Source organism: Halomonas sp. GXIMD04776, assembly GCF_049808615.1.
Classification (GTDB): domain Bacteria; phylum Pseudomonadota; class Gammaproteobacteria; order Pseudomonadales; family Halomonadaceae; genus Modicisalibacter.
In genome coordinates, this window is the sequence record NZ_JBNCAN010000006.1 from 102898 (window position 1) to 118803 (window position 15906).

General features: G+C 60.1%; 10 protein-coding genes. 9 read left to right on the forward strand and 1 reads right to left on the reverse strand.

All coding sequences use genetic code 11. The features are described 5' to 3' along the window. Positions 1 to 28: 28 nt before the first annotated feature. Complete coding sequence (locus tag ACPF7Z_RS05725) at positions 29 to 2554, reverse strand: penicillin-binding protein 1A (protein ID WP_425192225.1); 2526 nt, start codon at positions 2552 to 2554, stop codon at positions 29 to 31. Positions 2555 to 2793: 239 nt separating this feature from the next. Here ACPF7Z_RS05725 and pilM point away from each other — a divergent pair, with 239 nt between their 5' ends. The 9 genes from pilM (at position 2794) to ACPF7Z_RS05770 (ending at position 15766) form a co-directional block, all read left to right on the forward strand. Beyond that, positions 2794 to 3858, forward strand: coding sequence for a type IV pilus assembly protein PilM (gene pilM, locus ACPF7Z_RS05730; protein ID WP_425192226.1), 1065 nt, complete (start codon positions 2794 to 2796; stop codon positions 3856 to 3858). Continuing rightward, positions 3855 to 4433 (forward strand): PilN domain-containing protein, encoded by a 579-nt coding sequence (locus tag ACPF7Z_RS05735; protein ID WP_425192227.1) that lies wholly within the window; start codon positions 3855 to 3857, stop codon positions 4431 to 4433. The genes pilM and ACPF7Z_RS05735 overlap by 4 nt, the downstream gene beginning before the upstream one ends. Beyond that, complete coding sequence (locus ACPF7Z_RS05740; protein WP_425192228.1) at positions 4430 to 5059, forward strand: type 4a pilus biogenesis protein PilO; 630 nt, start codon at positions 4430 to 4432, stop codon at positions 5057 to 5059. The genes ACPF7Z_RS05735 and ACPF7Z_RS05740 overlap by 4 nt, the downstream gene beginning before the upstream one ends. Next, positions 5056 to 5595, forward strand: a complete 540-nt coding sequence (locus ACPF7Z_RS05745) for a pilus assembly protein PilP (protein ID WP_425192229.1) — start codon at positions 5056 to 5058, stop codon at positions 5593 to 5595. Before ACPF7Z_RS05740 ends, ACPF7Z_RS05745 begins: the two co-directional genes overlap by 4 nt. A 99-nt stretch (positions 5596 to 5694) precedes the next feature. Further along, positions 5695 to 7827, forward strand: a complete 2133-nt coding sequence (gene pilQ, locus ACPF7Z_RS05750; protein ID WP_425192230.1) for a type IV pilus secretin PilQ — start codon at positions 5695 to 5697, stop codon at positions 7825 to 7827. Beyond that, positions 7827 to 8369 (forward strand): shikimate kinase AroK, encoded by a 543-nt coding sequence (gene aroK, locus ACPF7Z_RS05755; RefSeq protein WP_425192231.1) that lies wholly within the window; start codon positions 7827 to 7829, stop codon positions 8367 to 8369. Before pilQ ends, aroK begins: the two co-directional genes overlap by 1 nt. A gap of 5 nt (positions 8370 to 8374) precedes the next feature. Continuing rightward, positions 8375 to 9493, forward strand: coding sequence for a 3-dehydroquinate synthase (gene aroB, locus ACPF7Z_RS05760; protein WP_425192232.1), 1119 nt, complete (start codon positions 8375 to 8377; stop codon positions 9491 to 9493). A 367-nt stretch (positions 9494 to 9860) separates the two neighbouring features. After that, complete coding sequence (gene gltB, locus ACPF7Z_RS05765; RefSeq protein ID WP_425192233.1) at positions 9861 to 14312, forward strand: glutamate synthase large subunit; 4452 nt, start codon at positions 9861 to 9863, stop codon at positions 14310 to 14312. A 35-nt stretch (positions 14313 to 14347) separates the two neighbouring features. Continuing rightward, on the forward strand, positions 14348 to 15766 hold the full coding sequence (locus ACPF7Z_RS05770; RefSeq protein WP_425192234.1) for an FAD-dependent oxidoreductase: 1419 nt from the start codon (positions 14348 to 14350) through the stop codon (positions 15764 to 15766). Positions 15767 to 15906: the final 140 nt, after the last annotated feature.

Here is a 15906-nt window from a genome sequence, read left to right on the forward strand (position 1 = left end):
AGCACCGTAGATCGTGGGCAGGCGCTGCTCAGAAGATCGCTTCGTAGGTGCCGGTACCCTGGGAACCGCTGCGATTTTCCAGATCGCGCTGAATACGCCGCGGCTCGAAGTCCGGTAGATTGCCTTCGCGGAATAATTCTTCGATACCGCCGGGTTGGTCGTCGTGCAGCAGTAATCCGCTATCCGGATCTATGCGCTCGGTAACGATACCTTCAGGGCGTTCGGGAAGGCTCTCCGGTGTGCCCTCGAGTGCCGCACGCATGAAGTCCTTCCAGATAGGTAGAGCCGCCTGTGCACCGTACTCGCCGGTGCTTTCATTACTGTCCTTGCCGACCCATACCGTCGCCACCAGGCGGGTATTGAAACCGGAGAACCAGGCATCGCGCTGTTCGTTGGTGGTGCCTGTCTTGCCGACGATGTCGTCACGATTCAAATCCAGTGCGGCGCGCCCGGTGCCGCGTTCGATCACGTCGCGCATCATGTCGCGCAGGATGTACAACGCATCGGGATCGACGACCCTTGGGGCGAGCGGGTACGTCTTGCCGTCGATGCGCGTCTCGCGAGCACTATCGGCGCAGTCGGGGCAGGCGACATTCGGTGTTGCCTCGGCAAGGGGTTCTTCCTCACCGACGTGCATCACCCGTTCGATATACCAGGGGGTGACCTTGAAGCCACCGTTGGCCAGTACCGCATAGGCGTTGGCCATTTCCAGCGGTGTCAGCGAGGCGCTACCCAAGGCCAAGGACAAACCATGCGGGAGGCGTCCTTCGGCAAATCCGAAACGCTCGAGGAACTCAATGGCGTTGTCCAGCCCCAGTGCCTGCAGAACACGGATGGTGACCAGGTTGCGCGAACGATAGAGGCCTACGCGTAGCCGGGTCGGTCCGCGAAATTCGCCTTCTGAATTACCCGGTCGCCAGTCTCCGCCCATGTCGCTCATCACCACTGGCGCATCGTTGACCACGCTAGCGGCGGTCATGTTGTTTGCCTGTAGCGCCGCCAGATAGATGAACGGCTTGAAGATCGAACCCGCCTGACGATTGGCTTGGGTTGCGCGATTGAATTTGCTCTGGGCGAAACTGAAGCCACCCTGGAGCGCTCGAATGGCACCGGTCTGAGGGTCGAGTACGACGATAGCCCCCTCGGCGCCGGGGCGCTGGGAGAGGCGCCAGTTGCCTTCGTCATCCTGCAGGATACGCACCAGCGAGCCACGCTGAGCAATCTGCTCGGCGCGTTTGGGCACCTCACCGCGCCATTTGGGGCTACGATATTCGCGGGCCCACTTGAGTCCTTCCCAGTTCAGGGTGACAAGCTCCGCATCGCCTGTCAGCACCTGCATCTGCTGCTGTTCGGTGGATACCACGATCGCAGGCTGCAAGGGCCCCATCACCGGGGTGCGGTCGAGAACCTTGAGCCAGTTGCTGACGTCGCCTTCGATGCCGCTGACCTGTACTTCGCTACTCTGAGCCGCTTGACGAGCTGTTTCCATGACTTCCGGCGAGGCGGAAAGTTCTTCTTCGAGTCCTTCGCGCTGGGTCTGGTCCTGGGCCTCGACCAGGCTGGGAGAAATGCCGGTCTCCTCGGCACCACGCCAGCCATGACGGGTGTCATACTCGATCAGCCCCTTGACGAGGGCGTTGCGTGCCTGCTCCTGCAGTTGACTGTCCAGCGTGGTATAGAGCCGGTAACCACCGGTATAGGCGTCGTCGCCGAACCGCTCGATGGCGAACTGACGGGACATTTCAGCGATATAGGACGCTTCGATCTCTACTTGTGCCGTGTGACGACGTGCCGTCAGCGGTGCTTGAACTGCCTCGTCATAACGGGCCGCATCGATGTAGCCCAGCTCACGCATGCGGTACAGAATCCAGTTGCGACGGATCAGTGAACGTTCAGGATTGGCCAACGGGTTGAAGGTGGAAGGCGCCTTCGGCAGGCCGGCGATCATGGCCTTTTCCGCCAGCGTCAGGTCAGCCAGCGGCTTGTCGTAATAGGTCTCCGCGGCAGCGGCGATGCCGTAGGCGCGATGGCCCAGGAATATCTTGTTGACGTAGAGCTCGAATATCTCTTCCTTGCTGAGAATCTGCTCCATCTGCAGGGCCAGCAAAATCTCGCGAATCTTGCGCGTGAAAGTGCGATCCAGGGTCAACAGATAGTTGCGCGCCACCTGCATGGTGATGGTGCTGCCGCCGGACTGAATGTTACCGCCACTGGCCACCAACTCGAATGCCGCCCGGGCAAGCCCTTTGGGGTCGACGCCGGGATGATCGAAGTAGCTGTCATCTTCCGCAGCCAGAAAGGCCTGGACCATATCATCGGGAATCACATCGTAGGTGACCGGGGTACGGCGCTCCTCGCCGAATTCACCGATCAGCTTTTCATCCCGGGTATAGATACGCAGTGGCGTCTGCAATTCATACCCTTGCAGCTGGCGCACATCGGGCAGGCCCGGGGCAAAGTACAAGGCGGCGCCGATCACGGCCAACACACAAGCCGCGCTCAACGAGATGAGAAGCCACAGGGCCGAGCCGAGCAGACGTCTGAAAAACTTCATGCAATATCAATGTCCGTGTAATCGAATGGCCGCCGAACGGTGAAATGCCGCACCAGCTTAGACTGCGCATTATATAGAAAGCGTGCGATGCGAAAACCAGCAAACAGGATTCCTTGTGAGGAATAAGTGTGAAATCGCCTTGGTGGCAGGCATCCAGAGGCGGGACGCGCATTAATGATTTTTTTGTAGAGGCCGATAAAACTCCATACGAACGATTACACGTACATAGGGGCCACACCGTGCTAGGGCTAAAAGCGCCCCCCAAGGGGCTTGTCGGGGTCGATATCACCTCGGCAACGGTCAAACTGATCGAACTGAAAGGACGTGGCCTACAGCGCCGCGTCGAAAGCTATGCGGTACGGCCCTTGCGGGAAGGTGCCGTGGTCGAACGTCGTATCCGCAACATGGATGACGTCGTCGATGCCATTGGTCTAGCCGTAGAGCAGGCTCGTCCGCGCAGTCGGCATGCCGCCGTGGCGATCCCCTCCAATGCCGCCATCACCAAAACGCTGACGCTACCCTCCTCGCTTAGCGATGAGGAAATCGAGGCACGTATTCGACTCGAATCCGACAAGCATATCCCCTTTCCGTTCAATGAAGTCGCCTTTGATTTTCAACGACTGGGCACGAATGCCCGCTATCCGGACCAGCAAGATGTACTACTGGTCGCCTGTCGGCAGCAGGAAGTCGCGCAGCTTACCGATGCGGTCCTGAGGGCAGGGCTCGAGCCTACGGCAGTGGATATCGAAGCGTTCGCTCTGGAACGGGTGTGCGGCGAGCTGTGTCGCCAGTTCGAACAGGAGGCAAATGAGAATGAGTGCGTCGCCCTGGTCGATCTTGGTGCCAACATGAACGCCTTTCATGTGTTGCAGCATGGACGCACCCTTTATAGCCGCGACACGGTCTTTGGCGGTCGCAAGTTGACCGATCAAATTCGTCAACGCTATGGACTGAGTCTTGAAGAAGCGGGGCTGGCCAAGAAGCGGGGCGGGCTGCCCGAGGATTACACCGATCAGGTGCTTATCCCCTTCGTCGATGCCGTGATTCAACAGGTCGGCCGCTCGCTGCAGCTCTATTACAGTGCTGGACGCAATCCTACGGTCAAGCATCTAATTCTGGCCGGTGGTTCCTGCGTGATCCCCGGTTTGCGTGAAAAGCTTGCCGCCAGCAGCGGTATGCAGGTAGGAATCGCCAATCCGTTCCAACATATGACCATCAACTCCCGCGTCAATGTTGCGGCCTTGACCAGTGATGCCCCAGCCCTGTTGACCGCCTGTGGCCTGGCAATGAGGTCTCTCCCATGAGCATTGAAATCAATCTGCTGCCTTGGCGTGCGGCGCAACGTGAAACTCGTAGCCGGCGTTTTTTAGTGGGGGTAGGGCTTGCGGCCTTGCTGGGTATTGCCGGCGGTTTGGGGTTGACGCAGTTCTATCAACACGCGCTGGACGCTCAGCATCAGCGTAATCAATACATTGAAACCCGGATGCAGCGTCTTGAGCAGGACATCGCCGCAATCCGTGAATATCAGACACTGCGGGAACGCATGCTGACCCAGATCGAATTGATCCGTGAGTTGCAGTTCAGTCGTCCCCAGACGGTTCGAGTATTTAATCAACTGGTGACGAGTCTGCAAGAGGGTGTGTATTACGACGAGCTCTCACGGAACAAGGATCAGCTGCGTTTTGCTGGCCGCGCCGATACCAATCGTCAGGTCTCCGATCAGTTGCGGGCGATCGCCGCGAGCGAGGTGTTCGCGATTCCTTTGCTGTCCGAGGTACAGGCAGAGGACGACGGGACGCGTAAACGCTTTGGCATGAGCGTAGACGAGATCCTGCCTAGCGCCACATCCGAGCAATACGCCAAGGAGGATAGGCCATGAACTTCAACGCTATGAACCTCAAGGCAGAGTGGCAGCGGCTGCGCGATCTCGATTGGCGTGGACTGGATGTGAGCGAAGCTGCCAGCTGGCCCGTGTCGTTGAAGGTGATCTGTCATGTGCTGGTTTTGACGGGTCTATTCGCCGCCATGAACTGGTACATGGCCGCTCCTCGCGCCGAATTGCTCGAGGAGGCCCAGGCGCAGGAACATGAATTGCTTCAGCGTTACGAAAGCAAGGCTTTCCAGGCCGCCAATTTGCCCTTGATGCGCGAGCAGATGGGCGAACTCGAAGCCCGCATGGCGGTGCTACTGGAAATGCTGCCTACGGGGGTGGAAGTGCCGGCGCTGATCGACAACATCAGCGACACCGCCCATGACAATCAGCTGGCCATCGATTTCATTCGCCTGCGTTCACCGGAACCTCAGGAGTTCTATACCGAGCAACCCTTCGATATTCAGGTTCAGGGCGATTATCACCGCATTGCCGCCTTTCTGTCCGGTGTCGCCGGATTGCCGCGCATCGTGACCCTGCATGATTTCAGTCTTGTACCGGTAGACCAGGCGAACACGCTGCGGCTGTCGATGCTGGCCAAGACCTATAACCATCGATCGGAGAACCAGCCATGAAGGGCCGCGTCATCGTTGGGGCACTATTGATACTGACACTGACAGGCTGTGGTGACAGTGATCTTGGCGCCCTAGAGCGCCAACTGAACGTCCTGCAAAGTCGCCCCAAAGGACAGGTCGCGCCACTTCCGGAAGCACCGGTATATCGTCCGGTGACTTATGATCAAGCCGCCGGCCGTAGCCCCTTCGCGCCTCAGCGCCCGGAAAACGAGCGAGACAATGGCACGAACATGGAGCTGGCGCCGGATCTGGAGCGCCCACGGGAACCACTCGAAGCCTACCCTCTGGACGGGCTGACCTTGGTTGGCACACTGCGTATTGATGGGCGGATCTCGGCCTTGGTACGCGATCCTGAGGGGGAAGTGCATCGTGTGTACTCCGGCGAGCATCTGGGCACTGACTTCGGCCGTATTACGCGTATCGATGAGTACTCCGTGCAACTCATGGAGATCGTACCGAATGGGCAGGGCGGCTGGATAGAGCGAAGCGGCAAGCTCGCATTGAACGACGACAACGAAAAAAAACGCCAAGGTTGAGATATCGCTGAATGAGTGGCCGATGAAGCGGTTCGCTTCTACGGGCATTCATACGATGGCTTTCAAGATGGCGGAACGCAGGGAATATGAGGAACGACTATGACACACATCATTCGCACGCTGCTGGCGACGGTGCTGCTTACCGGCGCCGGTTCGGCGCTGGCCCAGTCGGCACTTGTCGGCGTGGATTTCGAGCAGCCCGACGAGGACCGACTCGAGGTTGCGCTGCGCTTTTCCGGCGAGCTGCCGGAGGTGCGCAGCTACCGTCTCGAGTCTCCATCGCGGCTGACCATCGATCTGTTGGAGACCGCCAGCCAGTTAGCGCAACGCCGCTTCGATCTTGATCTGGCCGGTATTCGCCAGCTGGTGGCCGTGGAATCCGGCAAACGCACTCGGTTGGTGTTCGATCTCGAAAGCGACCTTCCCTATGCCATTCGTGAACAAGGCAATGCCTTGGTGCTCAGTCTGGGCAAGGGAACGCAAGAGGCATCGGCGCTTTCCGACCTGATCGCGACCGGTACCGTGATCGAGAGAGCGAGTGTCGATCTGGACGAGACGAGCCCGTATCTGGCCGAGGCGTCCGCCGACCTGAGCGAGTACAAGACCACTCCGGCGAAGCACCTGGAACCTCAGATCAAGGACATCGACTTCCGTCGCGGCGACGATGGTGCCAGTCGGCTGACAGTGATCTTCGATCGGAGTGGCATCGATGCTCGGGTCAGCGAGCGGGGCGATCGACGCATCGTTGCAGATATCAAGGGCGTGACCTTGCCTGCATCGCTTTTCCAGATACTGGATGTCAGCGATTTCGGCACCCCGATGCAGCGTGTTGTGCCGCAGCTCAAGGGGCAGGGAGTGCAACTGACGATCGAAGCCCAAGGCGATTATGCGATGCTTTCGACCTCGAATGGCCGTGAGCTGACAATCGAGGCCAGGCCGCTGACCCGGGCCGAGCGCGATGCCGAGGAGCGCGAACGCGTTACCTATACCGGCAAGCGCATCACGCTCAACTTCCAGGATATCGAGGTCCGCGAAGTGCTTGCGATCATCGCCGATTTCACCGGCCTCAATCTGGTCGCCCGGGACAGTGTACAGGGTAGCGTGACACTCAATCTGCAGGATGTACCCTGGGACCAGGCGCTGGATCTTGTACTCAAGAGCCATGGTCTGGCCAGCCGTCAGACCGGCAATGTACTGGTCGTGGCCCCGGCAGAAGAGCTGGCCGCCATGGAGCGTCTGGAATTCGAAGCTAAGGCCCAGATGCAGGAACTGGCCCCGTTGGCCACCGAGTACCTTCAGGTGCGCTATGCCAAGGCGGATGAACTTGCCGCGCTGCTGCGCGGTGGCGAAGGGTTCGGTCTGCTTTCCGAGCGCGGCAAGGTCAGTGTCGATGCCCGTACCAATACGCTGCTGATCCAGGAGGTGCCGGAGCAACTGGAGGCGATCAAGTTTACCCTCGACCAGTTGGATGTGCCGGTGCGTCAGGTGCAGATCGAGGCGCGTATCGTCATTGCGAGGGACAGCGCCGCTCGAGAGCTGGGGGTCAACTGGGGGTTGTCCTCGGCCGATCCAGTCAACGGCGTGTTGGGCAACGGCAGTAGCATGGATCTCGGCGGTGCTTCGAACGGCCAAGCGCCCAATGGCGGCTTGGCGGTAGATCTGGGCGACGACTTCAATCCCAGTAGCGTCTTCAGTTTCGGCTACCTCTCCGGCGATATCCTGCTCGATCTGGAGTTGCGTGCCTTGGAGAGCGAAGGCAAGAGCCAGACTATCTCCCAGCCCAAGGTGATCACCGCCAACCAGAAGAAGGCGGTCATCAAGCAGGGGCAGGAGATTCCGTATCAGGAAGCTACCTCCAGCGGTGCCACCAACGTCGAGTTCAAGGAAGCGGTGCTGTCGCTGGAGGTCACGCCTCAGATCACGCCGGACGATCGCATCATCATGGATCTGATCATCAACAATGATGATGTGTCCGATAGCCGATTCGACGGTGCACCGGCCATTGACACCAACGAGATCGAGACTCAAGTGCTGGTCAACAATGGTGAAACCGTGGTTCTAGGCGGAATTCTGACCACCGAACAACTGGAAAATCTGTTCAAGACACCACTACTGGGTGATCTACCGCTGCTGGGTCATCTATTCCGCTATACCGAACAGAGCAATCAGAAGGTAGAATTGTTAGTCTTCATTACTCCGAAAATCATCGAGGATAGACTGGCGATTCGCTGATGCAGGGTTTTCCCAATCTCTTTCTGATCGGCCCCATGGGGGCCGGTAAAAGCACCATCGGCCGCCTTCTGGCGGCCGAGTTGCAGCGCGATTTCGTCGATAGCGATCACGAAATTCAACGGCGTTGTGGTGCCGATATTCCCTGGATCTTCGACGTTGAGGGCGAGGCCGGCTTTCGCCTGCGCGAGCGGCTGATCATCGACGAGCTCAGTCAGCGTAGTGAAATCGTCCTTGCGACCGGCGGCGGAGCGGTGATGCATGAAGACAATCGTCAGGTGTTGCGTGAGCGCGGCACCGTGATCTATCTCTATGCCACCGTCGAACAGCAGTTGCGACGCACCGCCAAGGATCGTAACCGTCCTCTGTTGCGCAACAAGGATCCTGAGGCCGTGTTGCGTGGGTTGTTCGAGGTGCGTGATCCGCTGTATCGTGCCACCGCCGATCTGCTGGTTCGTACCGATCGGCGTGGCACGCGCTCGCTGGTCAACGATATTCTGAAACGCGTGACACGCCTCATCGACCCTTTGCAGACCAAGGCCTGAAATCCATGAATACATCGTCCGTTCAACCGCGCTCCCTCGACGTCGCCTTGGGTGAACGCAGTTATCCGATCCATGTCGGTGCCGGATTGTTGAGTGCTCCGGGACTGTTGCATTCTCATCTGGCGGGGCAGCAGGTCTTGATCGTCACCAGCGAGACAATAGCGCCGCTTTATCTTCAGTCACTCAAGCAAGGACTCGGTGACGATCTTGAGGTGCGCGAACTGATCTTGCCGGACGGTGAGCAGACCAAGACCCTGGCCACGGTAACGCGTATATGGGATACCCTGCTCGAGCTCGGTTTCAATCGTCGCTGTACCCTCATCGCTCTGGGTGGCGGGGTGATCGGGGACATGACGGGGTATGCAGCCGCTTGTTATCAGCGCGGCGTGGCCTTCATCCAGGTACCGACCACATTGCTTTCCCAGGTCGATTCCTCGGTGGGAGGAAAGACCGGGGTCAATCATCCACTGGGCAAGAACATGATCGGGGCCTTCTGGCAACCCCGGGCCGTGGTGGTCGATACCGCCACGCTTGCGAGCCTGCCGGTGCGTGAACTATCCGCGGGGCTTGCCGAGGTGATCAAGTATGGCCTGATTCGCGATCTCGATTTTCTCGCCTGGCTCGAACGTCACATGATCGAGTTGCGTAAGCTCGATGACGCTTTGCTCAGTGAGGCCGTCCTGCGCAGCTGCAGGATCAAGGCCGACATCGTGGCCGAGGACGAGACCGAGCAAGGCGTCCGTGCACTGCTCAACCTTGGGCATACCTTCGGTCATGCCATCGAAGCCCATCAGGGGTACGGCCATTGGCTGCATGGAGAGGCGGTGGGCGCAGGAATGTACCTGGCGGCGTTGCTTTCCCAGCGCCTGGGCTGGCTGGCAGAAGTCGAGGTCGAACGAGTGGGTAGTGTGCTGGCGGCAGCCGAGCTACCACTGGCGGCGCCAGAAAACATGGACGCAGCGGCTTTTCTCGAGCACATGCGCCGGGACAAGAAGAATCTGGACGCGCGCATTCGCCTGGTGCTTCTGCGTGGCCTGGGAGACGCCTGTATTTACGATGAAACCCCACCTGCATTGCTCGAGCAATTCCTGCAGGAGTGCCCTAGGGAAACACTGAATAAATGACTGCGCGCTGCAATCACTGCGTTGCGCGGTGCTGGTACGCCAGCCCGGTCGGAATCCTCACATATACCCCATATGCTGCGGTTCCTGTGCTTCGGGCGCCTTGTGCTTGATACCGCTCGCTGATTTATTCAGCACTTCCCTAAAGAGTAATCCTTTCTTTTTCACAGAATCTTGAATGAATTCATCGCCCGCGCCTGGTCGCGGGCTTTTGCATTGGCGTGGTAATTCAGGGTAGTCTTTCCCTCTTGCTGGTTGTGCATGGCTTATGCACAATCCGCATAATATAAGACTGCAGTCATCAATGCAGCGTCTGTTTTGCCCCCGTTTCATTCAGTTTCTGGCTATTCACGTTTTTAGAGGCGCGCCCATGAGAAAAGGTCTTCATCAGCCTGGTGAGTTTCGCGACAACTGTGGCTTTGGCTTGATCGCTCATATGCAGGGGCAGGCCAGTCATGATCTGCTACAGACGGCTATCGAATCCCTGACCTGCATGACGCATCGCGGCGGCATCGCGGCGGATGGCAAGACCGGTGATGGCTGTGGGTTGCTGTTTGCCATGCCCACCGATTTCATGCGTGCCATGGCCCAAGAGGCGTTAGGCGTTGAGTTGAGTCAGCGCTTTGCCGTCGGCGTGGTGTTCTTTCCGGATGACGACGCTCGGGAAACCCATGCTCGTGACACTCTGGAAGGTGAGCTTGTCGAGCGGGGTCTGACCGTGCATGGCTGGCGCGACGTGCCCACGGACGCCAGCGTGTGTGGTCCCATGGCCCTGGACTGCCTGCCGCGGATTCGTCAGATCTTCGTCGAAGCCAGTGACGATCGGCCCGACCCGGTATTCAACGTCGATCTCTTCATGGCGCGGCGTCTTGCCGAGCAGAAGCTCAAGCACGAAGAAGATTTCTACGTTTGCTCCTTGTCATCCCGGGTGCTGTCCTACAAGGGGCTGATGATGCCCGCGGACCTGCCTACCTTTTATCAGGATCTTGGTGACGCGCGCCTCGAGACCTCCACCTGCGTTTTCCATCAGCGTTTTTCGACCAATACCGCGCCCCGCTGGCCGCTGGCCCAGCCGTTTAGGCTTTTGGCGCACAACGGCGAGATCAACACCATCGAGGCCAATCGCGGCTGGGCCAACTCGCGCAAGGAGAACTTCGTCAGCGAGTTGCTGCCCGACGTCACCCAGCTCGAGGAGATCGTCAATACCGTCGGCTCCGATTCTTCCAGCATGGACAACATGCTCGAGGTGCTGCTCACCGGCGGCATGGATCTGTACAACGCCATCCGCATGATGGTGCCCCCGGCCTGGCAGAACGTCGAAACCATGCCGGGGGATCTGCGCGCCTTCTACGAATACAACTCCATGCACATGGAAGCCTGGGACGGGCCGGCGGGTCTGGTCATGACCGACGGCCGCAATGCCGTCTGCATGCTGGATCGCAACGGCCTGCGTCCGGCGCGCTGGGTGATCACCAACAATGGCTACATCACCCTGGCCTCGGAAATCGGGACCTATGGCTACAAGCCGGAAGACGTGGTGTCCAAGGGTCGGGTGGGGCCGGGGCAGATTCTGGGCGTGGATACCCACACAGGTGAAGTGCTGCATACCCAGGATATCGACAACCGGCTCAAGTCCGCCTTCCCCTACAAGCGCTGGCTGAAGGATCGCGCCCAGTATCTGGAATCGGCGTTGACGGAGCTTGCCCGTTTTCATCCCTTCGATGCCCAGGAACTCGCCGTCTATCAGAAGATGTTCCAGGTGACGTTTGAAGAGCGCGACCAGCTGCTGCGCCCCCTGGCGGAAAGCGGTCAGGAAGCGGTGGGGTCCATGGGCGATGACACCCCCATGGCGGTGCTGTCCCGGCAAAGCCGTGTGCTCACCGACTACTTCCGGCAGAAGTTTGCCCAGGTCACCAACCCGCCCATCGATCCGCTGCGCGAAGCGATCGTGATGTCCCTGGAAACCTGCTGCGGCGCCGAACTCAATGTGTTCGAGACCACCGAGGACCACGCTCATCGCCTGATTCTTACCGCCCCGATACTGTCGCCGCGCAAGTTCACCGCCCTGGTCACGCAAGACGACCCGGCATTTCGTAGCCAGACCCTGAGCCTGAATTACGACCCGGACAAGAGCACTCTCAAGCAGGCACTGCTGGCGCTTTGCCAGCAGGCAGAGCGGGCCGCCAGGGAAGGGGTGGTCATCCTGGCGCTGTCCGATGCGGAGCTTGAAAAGGGCCAGCTGCCGGTACATGCTGCCCTGGCTACCGGCGCGATCCATCATCATCTGGCGCGTCTGGCCCTGCGCCCCCGGGTCAATCTGATCGTGGAGACCGGCTATGCCCGGGACGCGCACCAGATGGCGGTGCTGTTCGGTGTCGGTGCCACGGCGATCTACCCCTATCTTGCCTATCAGGTGATGGCAGACATGCATCACAGCGGCGAGCTGGTGGGTAATCCGGCGGATGCTCGGGAGAACTACCGCAAGGGACTACAAAAAGGTCTCTACAAGATTCTTTCCAAGATGGGTATCTCGACCCTGGCCTCCTATCGCGGCTCCCAGCTGTTCGAGGCGGTAGGGCTCTCCTCGGAGGTCATGGACCTGTGCTTCTCCGGCATGATGTCGCGCATCGAAGGTACTGGCTTCGCCGAGCTGCAGATGCAGCAAGAGCTACTTGCCCGGGATGCCTGGTCCGCGCGCAAGCCCTTACGCCAAGGCGGCCTGCTCAAGTACGTTCATGAACACGAATACCACGCCTACAACCCGGACGTGGTGATGACCCTGCAGCGAGCCGTGCAGCAGGGTGATTACGCCGAGTGGAAGAAGTTCGCCCGCTTGGTCAACGAACGACCGGTGGCGACCATTCGCGATCTGCTCAAACTCAAGCCGGCCCCAGAGCCGCTGCCACTCGATGAGGTGGAGCCGGTGGAGGATCTGATACCTCGCTTCGACAGCGCCGGCATGTCCCTGGGCGCCCTGTCCCCCGAGGCCCACGAGGCGCTGGCCCAGGCCATGAACGAGACCGGTGGCCGTTCCAACTCCGGCGAGGGCGGCGAAGATCCGGCACGTTACGGCACCATCCGTAGCTCGAAGATCAAGCAGATCGCCTCGGGACGCTTCGGCGTGACACCCGCCTATCTGGTCAATGCGGAAGTGCTGCAGATCAAGGTGGCCCAGGGCGCCAAGCCCGGCGAGGGCGGCCAGCTACCCGGCAGCAAGGTCAACGAGCTGATCGCCCGGCTGCGTTATGCGGTGCCCGGCGTGACGCTGATCTCGCCGCCGCCGCACCACGACATCTACTCCATCGAGGACCTGGCGCAGCTGATCTTCGATCTGAAACAGATCAATCCAGAGGCCCAGGTGTCGGTCAAGCTGGTCTCGGAGCCGGGCATCGGCACCATCGCTACCGGCGTGGCCAAGGCCTACGCGGATCTGATCACCGTCTCCGGCTATGACGGTGGCACTGCGGCGAGCCCGCTGACCTCCATCAAGCACGCAGGCTCCCCTTGGGAGCTGGGATTGCCGGAGGTGCATCAGGCGCTGCGCATCAACGGCCTGCGGGACAAGATTCGCCTGCAGACCGACGGCGGGCTGAAAACCGGACTCGATGTGGTCAAGGCGGCCATTCTCGGCGCCGAGAGTTTCGGTTTCGGCACCGCCCCCATGGTGGCGCTGGGCTGCAAGTACCTGCGCATCTGCCATCTCAACAACTGCGCGACCGGTGTCGCCACCCAGCACAAGTACCTGCGCGACGAGCACTTCCGCGGCACCGTGGACATGGTCAAGCATTACTTTCGCTTCATCGCCGAGGAGGTGCGCGAGCTGATGGCCATGCTCGGGGTGCGCAAGCTCACGGATCTGATTGGGCGCACCGACCTGCTCGAGGTACTGGAAGGCGAGACCGCCTCCCAGCGCAGGCTCGATCTGACCCCGTTGCTGGAAAATGATCATGTCCCGGCGGATACGCCACAGTTCTGCCAGGTCAGCCGCAACGAACCCCACGACCCCGGGGCCAAGAACCGAGAAGTGCTCGAGGCGTTGATGACGGCCATCGAGGAAAAGTCCGGCGGCGAGTTCGAGTTCGCCATTACCAACTGCGATCGCAGCGTGGGGGCGCGAGCCTCCGGGGAGATCGCCAAACGCTATGGCGAAGCGGGACTCGAGGAGTCGCCGATCGTGGCGCGTTTCACCGGTGTCGCGGGTCAGAGCTTTGGCGTGTGGAATGCCCGCGGCCTGCATCTGTATCTCGAGGGCGATGCCAACGACTACGTCGGCAAGGGCATGAACGGCGGCAAGGTGGTCATCGTGCCGCCGAAAAACAGCCAGTTCGAAAGCCACAAGACGGCGATCATCGGCAATACCTGTCTGTACGGCGCCACCGGCGGCAAGCTGTTTGCGGCAGGGACCGCCGGTGAGCGCTTCGGCGTGCGCAATTCCGGGGTGCATGCGGTCATCGAAGGGGCCGGCGATCACTGCTGTGAATACATGACCGGCGGCGTGGTCTGCGTACTGGGCGAGACCGGCGTCAACTTCGGGGCCGGCATGACCGGTGGCTTTGCCTATGTCATCGACGAGGATCGCACCTTCGTCGACAAGTACAACCACGAGCTGGTGGAGATTCATCGCGTCAATACCGAAGCCATGGAGGCTTACCGTCGCCATCTGCGGGAAATGATCCAGGAGTATGTCGCCGAAACCGACTCGGCTCGGGGCCACGAGATCCTTGAGGACTTCTCCGACTTCATTCGTCATTTCTGGCTGGTGAAGCCCAAGGCCGCGAATCTCCGGGAATTGCTTGCCCAATCCCAGCGTCAGCCGGAATAAGAGATAGCGCCAGCCGGAACAAGAGGACTTACTTAATGGCAAACCGTCTGAACAACGATTTCCAGTTCATCGATGTCGGCCGCCAGGACCCGCGCAAGAAGGAGGCGCGGACCCGAGCGCGCGAGTTCACCGAGATCTACGAGCCTTATAAACCCAGCGAAGCAGCCAGCCAGGCGCATCGCTGCCTGCACTGCGGCAACCCCTACTGCGAGTGGAAATGCCCGGTGCACAACTATATTCCCAACTGGCTCAAGCTGGTCAGCGAGGGCAACATCCTCGAAGCCGCTGAACTATCGCACCGCACCAATACGCTACCTGAGGTGTGCGGACGGGTGTGTCCGCAGGATCGACTCTGTGAAGGGGACTGCACCCTCAACGACGGTTTCGGCGCGGTGACCATTGGCTCCGTGGAGAAGTACATCACCGACACCGCCTTCGCCATGGGCTGGCGCCCGGATATGTCCAAGGTGGCCTGGACCGACAAGCGGGTGGCAGTGATCGGTGCCGGTCCCGCGGGGCTCGGCTGTGCCGATATCCTGGTGCGCAACGGCGTCAAGCCGGTGGTCTTCGATCGCTATCCGGAGATCGGTGGCCTGCTGACCTTCGGCATCCCGGAGTTCAAGCTCGAGAAGAACGTCATGAAGCGCCGTCGGGCGGTGTTCGAGGAGATGGGAATCGAATTCCGACTCAACGTCGAGATCGGCAAGGACGTGACCATCGACGAGCTGCTCGAGAAATACGACGCGGTGTTCATGGGCATGGGCACCTACAAGTACATGGAGGGCGGCTTTCCCGGGGAGGATCTGCCCGGCGTCTACAAGGCGCTGGATTTCCTGGTGGCCAATGTCAATCACTGCCTGGGCTTCGAGAAGGATCCGGCGGATTACATTTCCCTCAAGGGGCAACGGGTAGTGGTATTGGGTGGTGGCGATACCGCCATGGACTGCAACCGTACCTCGATCCGTCAGGGGGCGACCAGCGTGACCTGTGCCTATCGCCGTGACGAAGGCAACATGCCCGGTTCCAAGCGCGAGGTGGCCAATGCCCGGGAAGAGGGGGTGGAGTTCCTGTTCAATCGTCAGCCGGTGGCGGTGATCGGCGAGGAGAAAGTCGAAGGGGTCAAGCTGGTGCGCACCCGCCTGGGTGAGCCGGACGAGAACGGGCGTCAGCGCCCGGAGGTAGTGCCGGGCTCTGAAGAGGTGCTGGAGGCGGACGCGGTGATCATCGCCTTCGGCTTTCAGCCCAGCGATATCGAGTGGTTCGAGCCCCAGCGGATCGAGATCGATGAACGGGGCCGGGTCACTGCGCCGGAGCACGGCAACTTCGCCTTCCAGACCAGCAACGAGAAGATCTTCGCCGGTGGCGACATGGTGCGCGGCTCCGACCTGGTGGTCACCGCGATTCATGAAGGGCGCCAGGCGGCGGAGGGTATTCTCGATTATCTGGAGGTGTGACAACGCAAGGGTATGCACCAGGCTGCGCGCCATGCGATACGCAAAGGCGAATTCCATCACTTAGCTTGTGGCCTGAGCGTCGGGCAGGAACAAGGTCCTTCTTGCCTGCCCTCGAGCGACATCCATGTCGCTCGTCGCTC

Bases quoted from the DNA above. Each gene is read 5' to 3' on its own strand.
- ACPF7Z_RS05725 (WP_425192225.1), bottom strand. From the start codon at position 2,554: ATGAAGTTTTTCAGACGTCTGCTCGGCTCGGCCCTGTGGCTTCTCATC.
- ACPF7Z_RS05735 (WP_425192227.1), top strand. From the start codon at position 3,855: ATGAGCATTGAAATCAATCTGCTGCCTTGGCGTGCGGCGCAACGTGAA.
- ACPF7Z_RS05740 (WP_425192228.1), top strand. From the start codon at position 4,430: ATGAACTTCAACGCTATGAACCTCAAGGCAGAGTGGCAGCGGCTGCGC.
- ACPF7Z_RS05745 (WP_425192229.1), top strand. From the start codon at position 5,056: ATGAAGGGCCGCGTCATCGTTGGGGCACTATTGATACTGACACTGACA.
- pilQ (WP_425192230.1), top strand. From the start codon at position 5,695: ATGACACACATCATTCGCACGCTGCTGGCGACGGTGCTGCTTACCGGC.
- aroK (WP_425192231.1), top strand. From the start codon at position 7,827: ATGCAGGGTTTTCCCAATCTCTTTCTGATCGGCCCCATGGGGGCCGGT.
- aroB (WP_425192232.1), top strand. From the start codon at position 8,375: ATGAATACATCGTCCGTTCAACCGCGCTCCCTCGACGTCGCCTTGGGT.
- gltB (WP_425192233.1), top strand. From the start codon at position 9,861: ATGAGAAAAGGTCTTCATCAGCCTGGTGAGTTTCGCGACAACTGTGGC.
- ACPF7Z_RS05770 (WP_425192234.1), top strand. From the start codon at position 14,348: ATGGCAAACCGTCTGAACAACGATTTCCAGTTCATCGATGTCGGCCGC.